The sequence below is a fragment of the Rugamonas rubra genome (assembly GCF_900114705.1).
Lineage (GTDB): Bacteria > Pseudomonadota > Gammaproteobacteria > Burkholderiales > Burkholderiaceae_D > Rugamonas > Rugamonas rubra.
The window spans coordinates 1-16,649 of the sequence record NZ_FOTW01000011.1; the positions used below are offsets into that span (position 1 = coordinate 1).

The following is a 16,649-nucleotide window of genomic DNA, read 5'->3' on the forward strand; positions in this document are numbered from 1 at the left end:
AGCCAATCGACCTGCATCTTCAGCCGCCCAATCTCGCCATACAGCTTGTCTTCCGGGCTGCTTTCATCGACTGGCTTGGGACCACGCTTGGCATCAAACAAGGCTGCCGCGTTGTCCAGGATTTCCTTCTTCCATTGGCCAACCAGGACTGGATGTACGCCGTACTCCTGCGCGATCTCCGTCACCGTCTTCACCCCGCGCACCGCCTCAAGGCCCACCTTGCCCTTGAACTCCGCCGTGTGCACTCGCCGCTTTTTACCTTCACTCATTTGCTGTCATCCTTTCACGGACCACAGCTTAAACCATCGTCTCAAATTCGGGATCCACTATATAGTTAGGCAAGATGCTATTTTAGGCTTCGTCTGCTTCATATGGTTAGAATCTGATAGTCGTTAAAGCGAAAATGTCCCCCTGGACTGCGATAGCTCTCCAATGTGCCCTTTTATGAGAATGAGTGGGGACTGGAATGATCGACGTGACACTACCTGGGAAAATTAGACGCTGGCACATTTGTGACCGGTATAGGCACACGGGCGGCTGGTGTTTCTTGGACGTGGTCGAAAAGAGGATGGTGGAGAGACGGCAGCGCCTGTCCACGATGGTGCGCATTAAATTGACTTGATATGGAATGTCGCCATTGCGGCGGGCATCTCGGAGGCGTTCGACAATTCGATTTCGTGGCCTAGTGCAGCAAGTTTTGCTTTTGCACGATCGAACAGCACCATGGCCTGCTGTGTCGGCAGATGGCGGGACATGTACAGGAAGCCATCGACCTGTTGTGGATTGTTGAAGACGGCCAGCGCCCATTTCTGAGTTAAGTTGTAATCGCCCGATCCACTCAGGCCGGCGTGACCACCCATGCGCTTGAGCAGCGGACCGGCGAGGTCCATCAGATCGAGCGTGCCGGTGAAGCGGTGCACCCAGCGCCGGTCAATTTCTGATTGGGCAATGGAGAATGCACCGCGAACCGGAGCGGTATCGTGCAGCAGCGATTCTGCAAGCGCAACGTCGAAAGAGAGGCCAAGGTAGCAGCATGTGTATTCCGGTGAACTGGTACGCCAGCCTGGCGCATCGAAACGGTTGCCGCCGCTGGCGCCGAAAAAGGGTTCGCCGGTCTGATGGCCTGAGATCCTGACGAGCTCGGGAATCGTCATTCGGACAACGGGGATGGTGCTGTCCGTCGCAAGGGTTTGGTCTGGTTTGGTCAGCCGTTTCGCTGCCAATTAGGCCTCCTTGAACGCTTTGGCGGCGGCCATGACATCCGCAAACTTCCCTTTGCGCAAAGCCTCGAGCGGATTTTTTTTACTCAGCGAAAGACGTGGTGTTGTAAAGAATTGCCATTTGCTCGTACCAGGCAGGTGATTGAGTTCCTTGCATACGCTTGCCAACTGGTCGCGTTCCAGTCCCTGGTCGGCAAAGAAGGCCGGGTACAGCTTGTTGCGGCCGCCGGCGTCCAATGAAAACATCCGCAGGTCCCCAACGGCCTTATAGACGGCTTGAGGGGTCACACCGAGGCGCTCTGCCAGCTGCCGGGACTTGACCAATTCCCCAGTTTCGGCCAAGCGCTTGATAGAGGCGTTCTCATTTCTTGCGAACTGAGTCAAAAACGCCCTGTTTGCTTCAGGGGGCGCATTGCGAGCAATGTCCTTTGATTGGGGCGCACTTTTTGTGGTCGTTCCCTTTGGCTGTGCACCAAGAGGCATGAACAGACTGAGGATGTGTGCGATTTCGTCGTTTGGAACTGGTTTGATGCCAGGTAGCTTTTGAGGTCGCATTGGCACCAGTGGCCGCTCGCGTTCCACCGGGGCAGCGGTGTCGCCTTTAATCTCGATCAAATAAAAACCGTTACCGATATTGACGCCGCGATTGGCGATACCCTTGAACGCGGTGTTCAGGGCTTTGACCGCCGAGCTATTGCCCTTTGCGGCCGCCGCCCCCTTCTTTACTAGCTTGCTCATGATTGCCTCCATGTTCAAGCCTCATTCTACTGCAAACAACTAAAACAACCGACCGGGACTAGTAGAAGGGGCAGACGGGACGCCGAGTCCCGATGGCGAGCCGCTGGTGCCTTGAATGCGCGGCATCATGGCCGGATCATAGTAGAATGCTGTATATAAACACAGTGATCGCCGCGCCATGTCCTCCCCATTCCAGCCGCCGCCGCCAGCGCAGGGCCTGCCGGCCTACGCCGAGCTGTTCTGCCTGTCGAACTTCTCCTTTTTGCAGGGCGCCTCGCACGCCGAGGAACTGGTCGCGCGCGCCGCCAAGCTCGACTACGCGGCGCTGGCGCTGACCGACGAGTGCTCGCTGGCCGGCGTGGTGCGCGCCCACGCCGAGGCCAAGCGCTGCGATCTGAAGCTGCTGATCGGCGCCCATTTCCACCTGAGCAACCCGGACGGCGGCCGCGCGCTGAGCCTGGTGGTGCTGGCGCAAAACCGCAACGGCTACGGCAACCTATCCGAGCTGGTGACGCTGGGGCGCACCCGCGCCGCCAAGGGCAGCTACCTGCTGACGCCGGACGACCTGGCCGCGCCGCCGGCCGAACTGGCCCACCTGCGCGGCCTGCCGGACTGCCTGCTGATCCTGCTGCCGGCCTATCCGGCCCACCAGGCGGGCGACATCGACCGGCTGCACCGGCAGGCCGCCTGGCTGGCCGCCGCCGCCCCCGGCCGCTGCTGGGTCGGCCTGAACCTGCTGCAGCGCGCGCTCGACGAGGCGCACCGCCTCAGCATCGAGGAGGTGGCCCTGCAGCACGGCATGCCGGTGGTGGCGCTGGGCCACGTCTGCATGCACGTGCGCTCGCGCAAGCCGCTGCACGACACCTTGTGCGCGGTGCGCATCGGCAAGCAGGTGGCCGACTGCGGCTACGCCCTGGCGCAGAACGCCGAGCAGCACCTGCGCGCGCGCCTGCGCCTGGCCAACCTGTACCCGCCGCAGGCGCTGGCCGAAACGCTGCGCATCGCCGACCTGTGCACCTTCTCGCTCGACGAGCTGCGCTACGAGTACCCGGACGAGCTGGTGCCGCCCGGCCACACGCCGGCCAGCTACCTGCGCCAGGAGACCTACATCGGCGCCCACCAGCGCTTCGCCGACGGCATCCCGGCCAAGGTGCAGCAGCAGATCGAGCACGAGCTCGAGCTGATCGCCGAGCTGCGCTACGAACCCTATTTCCTCACCGTCTACGACATCGTCCGTTTCGCCCGCTCGGTCGGCATCCTGTGCCAGGGGCGCGGCTCGGCGGCCAACTCGGCGGTGTGCTACTGCCTGCGCGTGACCGAGGTGGACCCGGCGCGCGGCAACCTGCTGGTCGAGCGCTTCATCTCGCGCGAGCGGGCCGAGCCGCCCGACATCGACGTCGACTTCGAGCACCAGCGGCGCGAGGAGGTGATCCAGTACATCTACGCCAAGTACGGCCGGGCGCGCGCCGCGCTGGCCGCCGTGGTGATCAGCTACCGGCCCAAGAGCGCGCTGCGCGACGCCGGCAAGGCGCTCGGCGTCGACCTGGCCATCGTCGAGAAGGTGGCCAAGGCGCACCACTGGTTCGACGGCAAGCGCGACCTGCTGAACCGGCTGGCCGAGTGCGGCCTCGACCCGGAGTCGCGGCTGGCGCGGCAGTGGGCCACCCTGGCGCAGAGCCTGCTGGGCTTTCCGCGCCACCTGTCGCAGCACCCGGGCGGCTTCGTCATTTCACAGGGCAAGTTGTCGCGCCTGGTGCCGATCGAGAACGCGACGATGGCCGAGCGCAGCGTGATCCAGTGGGACAAGGACGACCTCGAGGAGCTGGGCCTGCTGAAGGTCGACGTGCTGGCGCTGGGCATGCTGTCGGCGCTGCGCCGCGCCTTCGACCTGGTGGGCGAACGGCGCGGCACGGTGTTCTGCATGCAGGACGTGCCGGCCGAGGACGGCGCCACCTACGACATGATGTGCGAGGCCGACACCATCGGCGTGTTCCAGATCGAGTCGCGCGCGCAGATGAGCATGCTGCCCCGGCTGCGCCCGCGCTGCTTCTACGACCTGGTGATCGAGGTGGCGCTGGTGCGGCCCGGGCCGATCCAGGGCGGCATGGTGCATCCCTACCTGCAGCGGCGGCAGAACCCGGCGCTGATCGACTTCCCGCCCGGCTTGGAGGTGGCGCTGGGGCGCACCCTGGGCGTGCCGATCTTCCAGGAGCAGGTGATGCAGGTGGCCATCACGGCGGCCGGCTTCACGCCCGGCGAGGCCGACCAGCTACGGCGCGCCATGGCGGCCTGGAAGCGCAAGGGCGGCATGGACAAGTACCACGACAAGATCATCGCCGGCATGACCAACAACGGCTACCCGGCCGAGTTCGCCGAGGCCATCTGTTTGCAGATCCAGGGCTTCGGCGAATACGGCTTCCCCGAGTCGCACGCCGCCAGCTTCGCCCTGCTGACCTACGCCAGCTCCTGGCTCAAGCGCCACGAGCCGGCCGCCTTCCTGTGCGCCCTGCTCAACAGCCAGCCGATGGGCTTCTACGGCCCCTCGCAGCTGGTGCAGGACGCCAGGCGCCACGGCGTGAAGGTGCGCGAGGTCGACGTCGCCGTCAGCGGCTGGGACTCGGCGCTGGAGGAATTGGATGAGCTGGCCGAGGAGGGCGGGGCCGACTGGACGGGTGCTGCGGCCGGCCAGCCGGCCGTGCGGCTGGGCCTGTCGCTGCTGCGCGGCATGCGCGCCGAGGCCGCCGAGCGCATCGAGACGGCGCGCGCGGCGCGGCCCTTCGCCAGCGTCAGCGACCTGGCGCGGCGCGCCCAGCTGGACCGCCACGACCTGCAGGTGCTGGCCGCCGGCAACGCCCTGCTGAGTCTGGCCGGCAACCGCCGCCAGGCCCTGTGGCAGGCGGTCGGCGCGGTGCCGGACAAGGACCTGCTACGGCCGACCTCGGCGCAGCAGGGCGAGGCGGTGCCGCTGCTGCGCCCGCCGTCCGAGGGCGAGGAGATCCTCGGCGACTACCGCGCCCAGGGGCTGACCCTGGGCCGCCATCCGCTGGCGCTGCTGCGGCCCCGGCTGCTCGAGCAGCGCTTCCTGCCGGCCAGCACCCTCAACGGCTACAAGAACGGCCAGCTGGCGCGCGCCTGCGGCATCGTCACCGTGCGGCAGCGGCCGGGCACGGCCAAGGGCGTGTTGTTCATCACCATCGAGGACGAGACCGGCAACGTCAACGTGATCTGCTGGCCGGCGCTGGTCGAGCAGCAACGCCGCGAGGTGCTCGGCGCCGACCTGCTCGGCGTCTACGGCGTCTGGCAGCGCGAGGGCAGCGTGCGCCACCTGGTGGCCAAGCGCCTGGTCGACCTGTCGCACCTGCTGGGGCGCCTGCCGACCATCAGCCGCGATTTCTGTTGAGGCGCGCGCGCGGCCCCCGGTGGATTCTGGCAAAATGCACAACATGGAAAATTTCACATTGAGAACGGCGCTCGCCACCGACGCGCCCGCCATCGCCGAGCTGATCGCCGACCTGCTGCCCTTCATGACGCTGGCGCCGGACGGCGCCGGCGCCGAACCGTTCATCGCCACCATGCGCGCCGAGGCGCTGGCCGGCTGCGTGCGGGACGCGCGCTTCCGCTACCAGCTCGGCTTTGTCGACGGCGCGCTGGTCGGCGCCGTCGCCGTGCGCGACAACGGCCACCTGTACCACCTGTTCGTCGCCCGCGCTTGGCATGGCCGGGGACTGGGGCGGCGCCTGTGGCAGGCGGCGCGCGCCGCCGCCGAGGCGGCCGGCAACGTCGACGGCTTCACCGTCAACTCGTCCCAATTCGCCCTGCCGATGTACCAGCGCTTCGGCTTCGTCCCGACCGGCCCGCGCACCGAGCACGCCGGCATCGCCTACGTGCCCATGCGCCTGGACCCGGGCGGCGCGGCGGCCTAGGCGCGCTGCGGCCGCGCAACGCCCGCCCCGGCCGGGGCGGACCGCCGTCCCTTGGCGGCACGGGCGCGAACTGGCCTCGGCTTGCGCTTTGCCAACGCGTTCCCTGCGCCATTGCCTACGCTGTAGGGTCGAGTCCCGCTAGCCTGTTTGTTTTCCCCACTTTGTCATATTCCCTCAGGAGTCCGCCATGCGCCATGTTCGCCTTGTTGTCTTGATCGTTTCCCTTTGCGCGAGCGGCGCCGCCGCCGCCGCCGCCGCCGAGCCCGGCAGCGGCGTCGGCAGCGAGGCGGCCTGCGCCGCCCTGCCGAGCCCGCAGGCGGCGCGCACGCCGCAGGAGCGCCAGGCGCTGGTGATCTGCCGCGATATCGAGCTGGTGCGCCGCGTCGCCACCTTCATCCACCAGGGCTCGGCGCAGCTGGAGAAGGGCACGCCGTCGGACCGCGAGATCAGCGAGGTGGTGCGCAAGGAGCTGCTGGGCGTGCGCGACGACTTGCGCACCACGCGCGGCCTGCTGGAAAACATCAAGCTGCGCGACGGCGACGGCTTGCTGTTGACGCCGTCGCACTGGGTCCGCGACCTCAACGGCGACGGCCGCGTCGCCACCTGGGAGCGCAACTTCTTCGCCATCCCCAAGCGCCACGACGGGCCGTTGAAGGTCGGCCTGGCCTCCGACGATCCAGGCTACTACCGCGACGAGTACCTGGCCGACGCCAGCTTCAAGGTCGACCAGTCGGACCTGACCTGGGCGCTGGGCTACCACTATTTCGCCGAGGCGCTGGTCGAGATGGTGCTGTCCTATTCGCTCGAGGGCGAGAACTACAGCGCCGACGCTATCGTGCTGGTCGACACCGCCGCCGCCAAGCGCGCCCACGCACTGCTGGTGGCCGGCTTCAAGAGCACCGAGCGGCTGCGCCGCACCCTGCTGGCGGAGAAGGACGACGCCGCCGAGTGGATCGCCAACCCGCGCCAGCGCAACAGCGTGTTCCCGCTGCACTTGGACGAGGGCGACTTCGCCGTCTGGGGCGAAGTGCTCAAGCAGGTGATCCCGCTGATGGAGGGCAAGACCTTGCTGGTGCCGGCCGCCAAGCAGGGCGGCATGCTGGGCAGCCTGGCCGGCCTGTGCCCGGCCGGCCAGGGTCTGAACGTGGTGCGCCTGTTCCAGCAGCCGCCCCGCCGTTTGCTCAGCTGGGGCGGGGCGGAGCAGCAGGGCCGCATGTGCCAGCGGGTCGACGCCGGCCATCCCAAGTCGCCCCTGTTCGAGCTGCTGGCGAGCTACGAGCGGCGCGCCACCAATGACAGCATGGCGGGCATGCGCATGCTGCGGCAGTTGCTGTGGGTGAATTGATCAATCTGCCCCTGCTTGTCGGGCCGCACGCCGCTTGATCTTCGCGTGGCCGGTAGTTTGCGCTTCAACACTGCGGAGCCTGCAATATGGATACGCCAATGAGTTCCGGGCTAGTTTTATCAGAAAAACGTGCTATATTTTCTGACATGCGAACCATCATGAAAGTACCCGGCGAACCCCTCCCGGCAAAGCCAATTCCTGCGGAAAAGCCTGGCAGCGTGGATGCTGCCATCCGAGCCGTGCTGAGCGCGGCGGGTGCGGGGCGGGTGTTCAGCCCGGTGGATTTTGCGCACTTGGGAAGCCGGGCCGCTATCGACAAAGTATTGTCGCGGCTAACGGCCAGCGGAACGATCCGGCGCGTGGCACGGGGACTGTACGACGTCCCGCGTACGCATGCGACCATGGGGCGGCTGTTGCCATCGACCGAGGAGATCGCCAGTGCAATCGCCAATCGGGGAAGCCTACGGCTGCAGCCATCCGGTGCCTATGCCGCCAACCTGCTGGGCCTGACCGAACAGGTGCCGATCAAGCTGGCCTTTTTGACGGATGGCAACTCGCGCACCATCGCTATCGGTAGTCAGACCATCATTCTCAAGCACACAACGCCGCGCAACATGGCGACGGCCGGGCGTATCAGTGGCATGGCGATACAGGCGCTGCGTCATCTGGGGCGTATCCATGTCGACGCGCAGGTCATCGCCAGGCTCAAGAGGCGGCTGACGCCAGAGGACAGGGCAGTGTTGCAAGACGACGCGGCGCTGGCGCCGGCGTGGATCGCCGACATCATGCGCCACGTCGCACAAGACGATGGGTAATCGAAGTGAAATGTTTAGCATTGCCCCGCCGACGTTTGATCAAGTGCTGGCGCTGGTCGAGCAATTCCAAACAGCATTCAACTTTCCCTGAAACCAGAGCTTCTATACGAATCGGCATAGCATCGGCGCCGCCGCCGGCCCCACAATCTTGACATGGCTCGGGGGCGGCGCGGCGCAGGTGCCGCCGTGCTGGCCCTAGCTCTGGCCGGAACGCTGCTCGGCCGGGTGCTGGTAGTAGTCGTGCACCTGCGCCGACCAGGCCTGGTTGGCCATGTCGGGCCAGTGCTCCGGGTCGAAGCCGGGCGCGCTGGCGATGCGCTCGCGGTCGATGTTGAGGGTGAAGCGGCGGTTGGCGGCGTCCAGCGTCAGCGCCTCCCACGGCACGGCGAACAGCTTGCCGCCCAGCGTCAGCAGGCCGCCGTGGGCCATGACGGCGTAGGCGATTTTGCCGTTGCGCATGTCGAGCATGATCTCCTTGATCAGTCCCAGGTGCTCGCCCCTGAGGTTGTGGACGTGGTCGCCGATCAGGCTGCCGGCACCCATCAGGGCCGGTCCCGGCCCCTGCGGGCCGGCGTCGACGTAGACGCCGTCGGCGTCCAGGCTGTGGTAGCTCATGTTGTCCTCCCTGGTTGAAAAGGCCATCTTGGCGCGCGGCGCCGGCGCGGTCGGTGCGCTGCGCCACATTGCCCTTGGATAGTTAATTCCGGACAGAAATAGATTAAGTTTCTGACTATTTTTCCATGCCCCGATAAGGGAATTTTACGCCCGTTAGCGGTTTTATCCCGGCGCAATGCTGAAGAATTAGCCGTTTTAGGATATAATTTCAATTTCCCGCACGTGCCGTTCGGCACCATCTGCAATGACCAAATTTGTCTTCGTCACCGGCGGCGTCGTGTCTTCCCTTGGTAAAGGGATTGCCGCCGCCTCTCTCGCCGCGATCCTCGAATCGCGCGGCCTCAAAGTCACCATGCTCAAGCTCGACCCGTATATCAACGTCGATCCTGGCACGATGAGCCCTATGCAGCACGGTGAAGTGTTCGTCACCGACGACGGGGCCGAAACCGACCTCGACCTCGGCCACTACGAGCGCTTCATCTCGACCCGCATGAAAAAGGTCAACAACTTCACCACCGGCCAGATCTACGAATCGGTGATCCGCAAGGAACGCCGCGGCGAGTACCTGGGCAAGACGGTACAGGTCATCCCGCACATCACCAACGAGATCCAGGACTACATCCGTCGTGGCGCCGAGGGCTACGACGTGGCGCTGTGCGAAATCGGCGGCACCGTCGGCGACATCGAGTCCTTGCCCTTCCTGGAGGCGGCACGCCAGCTGAGCCTGCGCGCCGGCCGCAAGAACACCGCCTTCGTCCACCTGACGCTGGTGCCCTTCATCGCCTCCGCCGGCGAACTGAAGACCAAGCCGACCCAGCACTCGGTGCAGAAGCTGCGCGAGATCGGCATCTCGCCGAACGCGCTGCTGTGCCGCGCCGACCGGCCGATCCCGGACGACGAGCGCGCCAAGATCTCGCTGTTCTCCAACATCGAAGAGCATGCCGTGATCTCGGTGTGGGACGTCGACACCATCTACAAGGTGCCGCAGATGCTGCACGACCAGGGCCTGGACGCGATCATCTGCGAGGCGCTGGACCTGAACCCGGCGCCGGCCGACCTGTCGGTGTGGAGCCGCCTGATCTACACGCTCGAGCATCCGAAGTCGGAAGTGTCGATCGGCATGGTCGGCAAGTACGTCGACCTGACCGAGTCCTACAAGTCGCTCACCGAGGCGCTGCGCCACGCCGGCATCCACAACGAGAGCCGCGTCAACATCGAATACATCGACTCGGAAGAGCTCGAGACCATCGGCTGCGCCGGCCTGGCCAAGTTCGACGCCATCCTGGTGCCGGGCGGCTTCGGCAAGCGCGGCGTGGAAGGCAAGATCATGGCGGCCCAGTTCGCCCGCGAGAACAAGATCCCCTACCTGGGCATCTGCCTGGGCATGCAGGTCGCGCTGATCGAATACGCCCGCCACAAGGCCGGCCTGACGAACGCCAACTCGACCGAGTTCGACCTCGACACCGACCAACCCGTCGTCGCCCTGATCGACGAATGGCAGGGCCAGGACGGCAAGGTCGAAAAGCGCGACGAGAACTCCGACATGGGCGGCACCATGCGCCTGGGCGCGCAGACCTGCGCCGTCAAGCCGGGCACGCTGGCCTCGGAGATCTACGGCGGCGTGGTGACCGAGCGTCACCGCCACCGCTACGAGGCCAACAACCACTACCTGCCGCGCGTCGAAGCGGCCGGCCTGGTGGTGGCGGCGCGCACCCCGACCGAGGACCTGTGCGAGATCATGGAACTGCCGCGCACCGGCGACAACGCCCACCCTTGGTACATGGGCGTGCAGTACCACCCCGAGTTCAAGTCGACCCCGCGCGACGGCCACCCGCTGTTCACCTCCTTCATCAAGGCGGCGCTGGCGCACCAGTCGGCCAACGGCAAGCCGGCGCTGCACGTGGTCGCCGACACCCCATTGCAAGGAGACGCAGCATGAAATTGTGCGGATTTGACGTTGGCCTCGACCAGCCGTTCTTCCTGATCGCCGGCACCTGCGTGATCGAATCGCGCCAGATGGCCTTCGACACGGCCGGCGCGCTGAAGGAAATGACGGCCGAGCTGGGCATCCCCTTCATCTACAAGTCCTCGTTCGACAAGGCCAATCGTTCCTCCGGTAGCACCTACCGTGGTCCGGGCATGGACAAGGGCCTGGAGATCCTGGGCGACGTCAAGCGCGAGCTGGGCGTGCCGGTGCTGACCGACGTGCACACGATCGAAGAGATCGCCGCCGTCGCCTCGGTGGTCGACGTGCTGCAGACGCCGGCCTTCCTGTGCCGCCAGACCGATTTCATCATCGCCTGCGCCCAGTCGGGCAAGCCGGTCAACATCAAGAAGGGCCAGTTCCTGGCCCCCGGCGACATGAAGAACGTCATCGACAAGGCCCGCGCCGCCGCGCGCGACAAGGGTCTGCCGGAGGACGTCTTCATGGCCTGCGAGCGCGGTGTCTCGTTCGGCTACAACAACCTGGTGTCGGACATGCGTTCGCTCGCCATCATGCGCGAGACCGCCTGCCCGGTGGTGTTCGACGCCACCCACTCGGTGCAGCTGCCGGGCGGCCAGGGCACCTCGTCCGGCGGCCAGCGCGAGTTCGTGCCGGTGCTGGCGCGCGCCGCCGTGGCGGTCGGCGTGGCCGGCCTGTTCATGGAGACCCACCCGACGCCGGCCACCGCGCTGTCGGACGGCCCCAACGCCGTGCCGCTGGGCCGCATGAAGGAGTTGCTGTCGACCTTGATCGAGCTCGACCGCATCACCAAGAAGGCCGGCTTCCTGGAAGCCAGCTTCAACTAGTTTTTGCCCGTTCGACCGAATCCGGCGTGTCCCCACGCCGGATTTTGTTTGTCCTACCCCTGACCCGCAAGACGCGCAACAGACGCGGCGAGCGACTTCGTTTTTCACCCTTTGGAGAATGTTATGAGTGCTATTGTTGATATTATCGGCCGTGAAATCATTGACTCGCGCGGCAATCCGACCGTGGAATGCGACGTTCTGCTGGAATCGGGCGTGATGGGCCGCGCCGCCGTGCCGTCCGGCGCCTCGACCGGTTCGCGCGAAGCCATCGAGCTGCGCGACGGCGACATGAAGCGCTACTTCGGCAAGGGCGTGCTGCAAGCCTGCGAGAACATCAACACCGAAATCTCCGAAGCCATCATGGGCCTGGACGCCAATGAACAGGCCTTCCTCGACCGCACCCTGATCGACCTGGACGGCACCGAGAACAAGGGCCGCCTGGGCGCCAACGCCATGCTGGCCGTGTCGATGGCCGTGGCCAAGGCCGCCGCCGAGGAAGCCGGCCTGCCGCTGTACCGCTACTTCGGCGGTTCGGGCGCGATGCAACTGCCGGTGCCGATGATGAACGTGATCAACGGCGGCGCCCACGCCGACAACAACCTGGACATCCAGGAATTCATGATCATCCCGGTCGGCGCGCCTTCCTTCAAGGAAGCCGTGCGTTACGGCGCCGAAGTGTTCCACACGCTGAAAAAGATCCTGCACAAGAAGGGCCTGAGCACGGCGGTGGGCGACGAGGGTGGTTTCGCGCCGTCGCTGGCCAACCATGAAGAAGCGATCAAGCTGATCATCCAGGCGATCGAAGAAGCCGGCTACGAGCCGGGCACCCAGATCGCCCTGGGCTTGGACTGCGCCGCCTCCGAGTTCTACAAGGACGGCAAGTATGAACTGGAAGGCGAGGGCCTGAGCCTGACCGCCACCGAGTTCACCAACCTGCTGGCGACCTGGTGCGACAAGTACCCGATCATCTCGATCGAAGACGCGATGCACGAAGGCGACTGGGACGGCTGGGCGATCCTGACCAAGGAACTGGGCAAGAAGGTGCAACTGGTCGGCGACGACCTGTACGTCACCAACACCAAGATCCTCAAGGAAGGCATCTCGAAGGGCATCGCCAACTCGATCCTGATCAAGATCAACCAGATCGGCACCCTGACCGAGACCTTCGCCGCCATCGAAATGGCCAAGCGCGCCGGCTACACCGCCGTCATCTCGCACCGCTCGGGCGAGACCGAGGACTCGACCATCGCCGACATCGCCGTCGGCATGAACGCGCTGCAGATCAAGACCGGCTCGATGTCGCGTTCGGACCGCATGGCCAAGTACAACCAGCTGCTGCGCATCGAGGAAGACCTCGGCGACGTCGCCAGCTACCCAGGCCGTGACGCGTTCTACAACCTGAAGTAATGCTAAGATGCGGCCGGATTGATGTCCGGCCGCAGTTTTTCGGCCCGCCCGTCGGGCCATCTCCTTTTCCGCCATACCGATGCGCTTGATTACCCTCGCACTGGCAGCCCTGCTGCTGTTGATACAGTACCCGCTCTGGCTGGGGAAGGGGGGCTGGCTGCGCGTCGCCGATTTCGAGGGCCAGGTTGACGTGGCCCACAAGAAGAACGCGGAGCTGATCGCCCGCAACGCCAAGCTCGACTCCGAAGTGCGCGACCTGAAGGACGGCACCGGCGCCGTCGAGGAGCGCGCCCGCTACGAGCTGAGCATGATCAAACAGAACGAGATCTTCATCCAGATCGTCGGCAAGGGCCAGGCCGAGCCGACCGTGCCGGCCGCCGTCGCCGCCGCGCCGGTCGATATCGCCCAGTAAGGCGCGTCGCGCGGTTCCGCCACACGGTTCCGCTACGCGCTTGCGCCACGTGCTTGCGCCGCGCGCTTGCGCCACGCGCCACGGGCACCTCCCGCAATTCCCCACATTTCACACTCCACAAACGACGACGGCAAACCGTTGCCGGTTTGCCGTCGTTGTTGCTGCTGTCGCCGCCGCCGTCGCGGCATTGCGCCTCAGGCGGCCTTGCGCAAGGACTTGCGCGGGGCGATCGCGTTGAGCGCGTCGAGCGGCTGGTACATGACCTTGCTGACGTCGCGCCCCAGGCGGTTGCCGCCGATGCCGCCGTCGCGGTAGTTGTGGTCCAGCGCGATCTTCTGCTGCAGGTCCTCGGCGTAGCCCTCCGGATACTGCGCCTGCTCCTCGGCCGGCAGCTCGGAAAAGTGCGCCAGCACTTCCTGGAAGAAGCAGGTGATCTTGCCGCTGCGGTTGTACTCGGCGTTCATGTCGGCCAGCATGCCGGCGCGCCACAGTTCGTCCTGGCGGTGCGGGTCGATCTCGGCGGCGACGGCGGAATACAGGTTGGTGGGGTGCGTCATGGTGAGCTCCAAGTGTGGTTGCCACTGTGCAATATTGTAGATTACCATAAATTGCCTTGCGCGTAACGACATATTGCGGAAAAAATAACTCGGCTCATGTGCTATTCTTTCGGCCCGGCCCCTAATTAGAAAGAGCACCGAATGAACATGGACGATTTGGATGGCGAATATTTCGACCAATGCCGCAACCAGATGCTGGCCGAACAGAGCCAGTCGCTGGCCGACACCAGCAACTGGGCCCACGTGGACCGCAAGCAAACCCACGCCGACTGGGACAGCCTGTACCGCGAGATCGCGCCGCTGATCGACGACCTGCTGCCCGGCGACGAGGCGGTGCAGGAGCTGATGGCGCGCCACTACGAGATCGCCAGCCGCTTCTACAAGCCAAGCCGCGAGGCCTACATCGGCATGGGCCTGTTCTACATGGACAACCAGGACATGCGCGACTTCCACAACGCCTACCATCCGAAGATGGCCGAGTTCCTCGGCGACGCGGTGTTCATCTACGCCCGCAACAGCATTTGAGGCGGCGCGGTCCGCGCGGCTAGAACGGCCCCGAGTTGGGGCGGATGTCGACGTAGCGGTCCCTGTCGCGTTTGCGGCGGTGGAAGGGCCAGTCGCACGACGCGCAATCGGCGCACGAACCCAATGTCTCTCCCAGCGACAGTTCGCACGTGGGAATCTCGCAGGGGAGGTCGCAGAAGCCGGCCTGCAGGCCGTGGCGCGGCGCCGCGCGCCGTGGCGCCACGACGCCCGACGTCTGTTGGGGCCGGTGGCGGCGGTGCTGCGCGCCGCAGGCGGCCATGCGCCGCCCGAGCAGGGCCAGGCCGGTGCCCAGGCCGTAACGTTCGATCACCCGCTGGCCGTAGGCGGAGCAGCTGTCGCGGCCGGTGTGCACGCGATACGCGCAGGAAAACCCTTTTCTGGGCGACAGGTGTCGGCGGTACAGCGCGATGGCGGCGAGGGCGATGCTTCTCATAGGCGAGTCGGAGGTTTGCATGGTTGTGCCGGCGCGGGTTTCGTGCGAGCATTAACTATTGATCAATCAAGGCAATTCGATAACAATCCACTATGCCCACCTTTTGCATATCGGTCAACGACAAGGCCGTCGCCACGGTCAACACCGACGGCTACCAGATCCTCTCGATAGGCGTCGGCGCCAGCCTGGACCGCGAGGAGCTGGCCACGCTCGATGTCAGCGGCGGCAGTTTCCCGGCGGACGGCGCGTCGACCTATCTGACCTGGGTGCCCGAGCTGCCCTTGTTGGCCGGCCAGCGGGTCGTCGTCGAGATGCGCGAGCACGGCGCCAGCAGCCACGCCGGCAAGACCGCCGCCGAGTTGTTTCCGGACGAGCCGCCCTGCAGCATCACCGATTTCACACTGACCGACTCGATGTTTGAGGAGTTGGCGCGCCTTCCTCTTTTTCGCGATAAATTGGCCTTCGAGTGTCTGTCGGTGGACGGCGACACGCGCACCGGCCGCACCGTGGCGGACGAACGCAACGTACGCTTCAACGTGTTGTGGAATTGGCTGGAGCCGGAGTGTGCCCGTGTCGCCGTGCGCAGCTATTCACTGGCCGATCTGCGCGCGCGGCATCTGGGCACCTGCCATATGGAGGAGCAGCTGCGTTGCGGCGGCGCGGTGTCGATGGTTTTTCTGCCGGAATAGGCGCGCCGCGAGGGGCCGCCCGGCCGCGGTTTCGTGAATAATTTTTATGCGATGGAGTTGGAAATGGATGTCGACCTGGCAGTGCTCACGCTGTACCCGTCAAAGAAGAAAATGCTGTGGATGATGTTGACCAGTTTCGCCTTTTCGGTCGGCGGGATGTTCATCATTCAAGACGGCGACGTGCTCGGCTACGCCTGCTTCGGCTTCTTCGGGCTGTGCACCTTGGTCTCAGGTTTGATGTTGATGCCCGGTGCGAACTATCTGACAATCCGTCCCGACGGCTTCACCTCTTGCACGGTGTTTCGAACGATCGACGTCAATTGGTTGGACGTGCTGGAGTTCCGCGTCTTGACCGTCGCCGGCACCAGCACGGTTGGCTGGATCTACCAGCCGCACTACCAGCCGAAGGCGAGGGCGCGCAAGCTGGCCGCCGCCATGAGCGGCGTCGAGGAGTCGCTTCCCGCCAACTATAGCGTTCCGGCGCAACAACTGGTGGCCCTGCTCGACAAGCGCCGCCGCATCGCGCTGGAGGAGGGCACGGCGGTGCGCTGGGCGGCCGGCGGCATCGACCTGCCGTCGCGCTGGCCCGCCGCGCAAGCACCGGCCAAGGGGGAGTGACATGCCGAACATGGACAAGGGCGAAATGGAACTGCAAGAACAGCAGCTGGCCGCCGTCGAGGAGCAGTTGCGCCGCGCCATGCTGGCGTCGGACGTGGCGCAACTGGACGCGCTGATCGCCGACCAGCTGGTCTTTACCGACCACACCGGGCGGCGCTACAGCAAGCAGGACGATCTGGCCGCGCACCGCTCCGGCGTGCTGCGCTTCACGGCGCTGGAGCCGTCCGAGCAGTTGCTGCGCATCGACGGCCCGGTCGCCATCGTCTCCGTGCGCATGCGCTTGGCCGGCAGCTTCGCCACGGCGCCGTTCGCCGCCGACCTGCGCTACACGCGGCTGTGGCGCCGGACGGAGCAGGGCGGCTGGCGCATCATCGCCGGGCACAGCAGCGCGGTGGCGGCCTAGGCTGCCGGGCCGGCGTGGCGGCGATATCATACGGCCCGAACATTTCCACTTGTAAATGAGAATCATTATTGTTAAGATGCGCTGTTGCCAGCCATCTTTGCCGCTCCACGTGTCCACGTTGTGCATGAGCCAGCCGTT

18 protein-coding genes are annotated in these 16,649 nt (G+C 65.4%); 12 read left to right on the plus strand and 6 right to left on the minus strand.

The genetic code is table 11. The features are described 5' to 3' along the window. The 3 genes from BM252_RS12010 to BM252_RS30045 form a co-directional block, all read right to left on the minus strand. A partial coding sequence (locus tag BM252_RS12010) for a transposase (RefSeq protein WP_139236437.1) occupies positions 1-269 on the minus strand: 269 nt, incomplete at its 3' end. Between the two features lie 339 nt (positions 270-608). Next, entirely contained in the window at positions 609-1,223 is a 615-nt protein-coding gene (locus tag BM252_RS12015; protein WP_139236439.1) for an RES family NAD+ phosphorylase, read from the minus strand. Next, positions 1,224-1,958 carry a helix-turn-helix domain-containing protein gene (locus BM252_RS30045; RefSeq protein ID WP_174900510.1) on the minus strand — a complete coding sequence of 245 codons (735 nt, stop codon included), beginning with the start codon at positions 1,956-1,958 and terminating at the stop codon, positions 1,224-1,226. 178 nt (positions 1,959-2,136) lie between these two features. Here BM252_RS30045 and BM252_RS12025 point away from each other — a divergent pair, with 178 nt between their 5' ends. The 4 genes from BM252_RS12025 to BM252_RS12040 all read left to right on the plus strand — a co-directional run bounded on the left by BM252_RS12025 (position 2,137) and on the right by BM252_RS12040 (position 8,041). Further along, a complete protein-coding gene (locus tag BM252_RS12025; protein WP_093387747.1) occupies positions 2,137-5,358 on the plus strand; it encodes an error-prone DNA polymerase in 3,222 nt (1,073 codons plus the stop codon). 43 nt (positions 5,359-5,401) lie between these two features. After that, positions 5,402-5,881, plus strand: a complete 480-nt coding sequence (locus BM252_RS12030) for a GNAT family N-acetyltransferase (RefSeq protein WP_245774218.1) — start codon at positions 5,402-5,404, stop codon at positions 5,879-5,881. Positions 5,882-6,068: 187 nt separating this feature from the next. Then, complete coding sequence (locus BM252_RS12035) at positions 6,069-7,226, plus strand: hypothetical protein (RefSeq protein ID WP_139236443.1); 1,158 nt, start codon at positions 6,069-6,071, stop codon at positions 7,224-7,226. A gap of 158 nt (positions 7,227-7,384) precedes the next feature. Continuing rightward, entirely contained in the window at positions 7,385-8,041 is a 657-nt protein-coding gene (locus tag BM252_RS12040; protein ID WP_093388078.1) for a DUF6088 family protein, read from the plus strand. A gap of 195 nt (positions 8,042-8,236) precedes the next feature. Here BM252_RS12040 and BM252_RS12045 read toward each other — a convergent pair whose 3' ends face one another. Next, positions 8,237-8,656 carry a PRC-barrel domain-containing protein gene (locus BM252_RS12045; protein WP_093388080.1) on the minus strand — a complete coding sequence of 140 codons (420 nt, stop codon included), beginning with the start codon at positions 8,654-8,656 and terminating at the stop codon, positions 8,237-8,239. Positions 8,657-8,900: 244 nt separating this feature from the next. Here BM252_RS12045 and BM252_RS12050 point away from each other — a divergent pair, with 244 nt between their 5' ends. The 4 genes from BM252_RS12050 to ftsB all read left to right on the plus strand — a co-directional run bounded on the left by BM252_RS12050 (position 8,901) and on the right by ftsB (position 13,265). After that, positions 8,901-10,595, plus strand: a complete 1,695-nt coding sequence (locus tag BM252_RS12050; RefSeq protein WP_093387749.1) for a CTP synthase — start codon at positions 8,901-8,903, stop codon at positions 10,593-10,595. After that, positions 10,592-11,446 (plus strand): 3-deoxy-8-phosphooctulonate synthase, encoded by an 855-nt coding sequence (gene kdsA / locus BM252_RS12055; protein ID WP_093387750.1) that lies wholly within the window; start codon positions 10,592-10,594, stop codon positions 11,444-11,446. The genes BM252_RS12050 and kdsA overlap by 4 nt, the downstream gene beginning before the upstream one ends. Before the next feature lie 123 nt (positions 11,447-11,569). Further along, positions 11,570-12,853 (plus strand): phosphopyruvate hydratase, encoded by a 1,284-nt coding sequence (eno, locus tag BM252_RS12060; RefSeq protein WP_093387751.1) that lies wholly within the window; start codon positions 11,570-11,572, stop codon positions 12,851-12,853. A 79-nt stretch (positions 12,854-12,932) separates the two neighbouring features. Further along, positions 12,933-13,265 carry a cell division protein FtsB gene (ftsB, locus tag BM252_RS12065; protein ID WP_093387752.1) on the plus strand — a complete coding sequence of 111 codons (333 nt, stop codon included), beginning with the start codon at positions 12,933-12,935 and terminating at the stop codon, positions 13,263-13,265. Between the two features lie 194 nt (positions 13,266-13,459). Here ftsB and BM252_RS12070 read toward each other — a convergent pair whose 3' ends face one another. Then, positions 13,460-13,822, minus strand: coding sequence for a hypothetical protein (locus BM252_RS12070; RefSeq protein WP_139236445.1), 363 nt, complete (start codon positions 13,820-13,822; stop codon positions 13,460-13,462). 141 nt (positions 13,823-13,963) lie between these two features. On the opposite strand from BM252_RS12070, the gene BM252_RS12075 reads away from it, so the two are divergent. Then, positions 13,964-14,347, plus strand: coding sequence for a TipAS antibiotic-recognition domain-containing protein (locus BM252_RS12075; RefSeq protein WP_093387754.1), 384 nt, complete (start codon positions 13,964-13,966; stop codon positions 14,345-14,347). A gap of 19 nt (positions 14,348-14,366) precedes the next feature. Here BM252_RS12075 and yidD read toward each other — a convergent pair whose 3' ends face one another. After that, on the minus strand, positions 14,367-14,801 hold the full coding sequence (gene yidD, locus BM252_RS12080) for a membrane protein insertion efficiency factor YidD (RefSeq protein ID WP_093387755.1): 435 nt from the start codon (positions 14,799-14,801) through the stop codon (positions 14,367-14,369). 92 nt (positions 14,802-14,893) lie between these two features. Here yidD and BM252_RS12085 point away from each other — a divergent pair, with 92 nt between their 5' ends. From BM252_RS12085 to BM252_RS12095, 3 genes are all read left to right on the plus strand, one after another. Continuing rightward, positions 14,894-15,490, plus strand: coding sequence for a hypothetical protein (locus BM252_RS12085; protein ID WP_093387756.1), 597 nt, complete (start codon positions 14,894-14,896; stop codon positions 15,488-15,490). A gap of 63 nt (positions 15,491-15,553) precedes the next feature. Further along, a complete protein-coding gene (locus tag BM252_RS12090; RefSeq protein ID WP_093387757.1) occupies positions 15,554-16,108 on the plus strand; it encodes a hypothetical protein in 555 nt (184 codons plus the stop codon). 1 nt (position 16,109) lies between these two features. Continuing rightward, entirely contained in the window at positions 16,110-16,511 is a 402-nt protein-coding gene (locus BM252_RS12095) for a nuclear transport factor 2 family protein (RefSeq protein WP_217429906.1), read from the plus strand. Positions 16,512-16,649 lie beyond the last annotated feature (138 nt).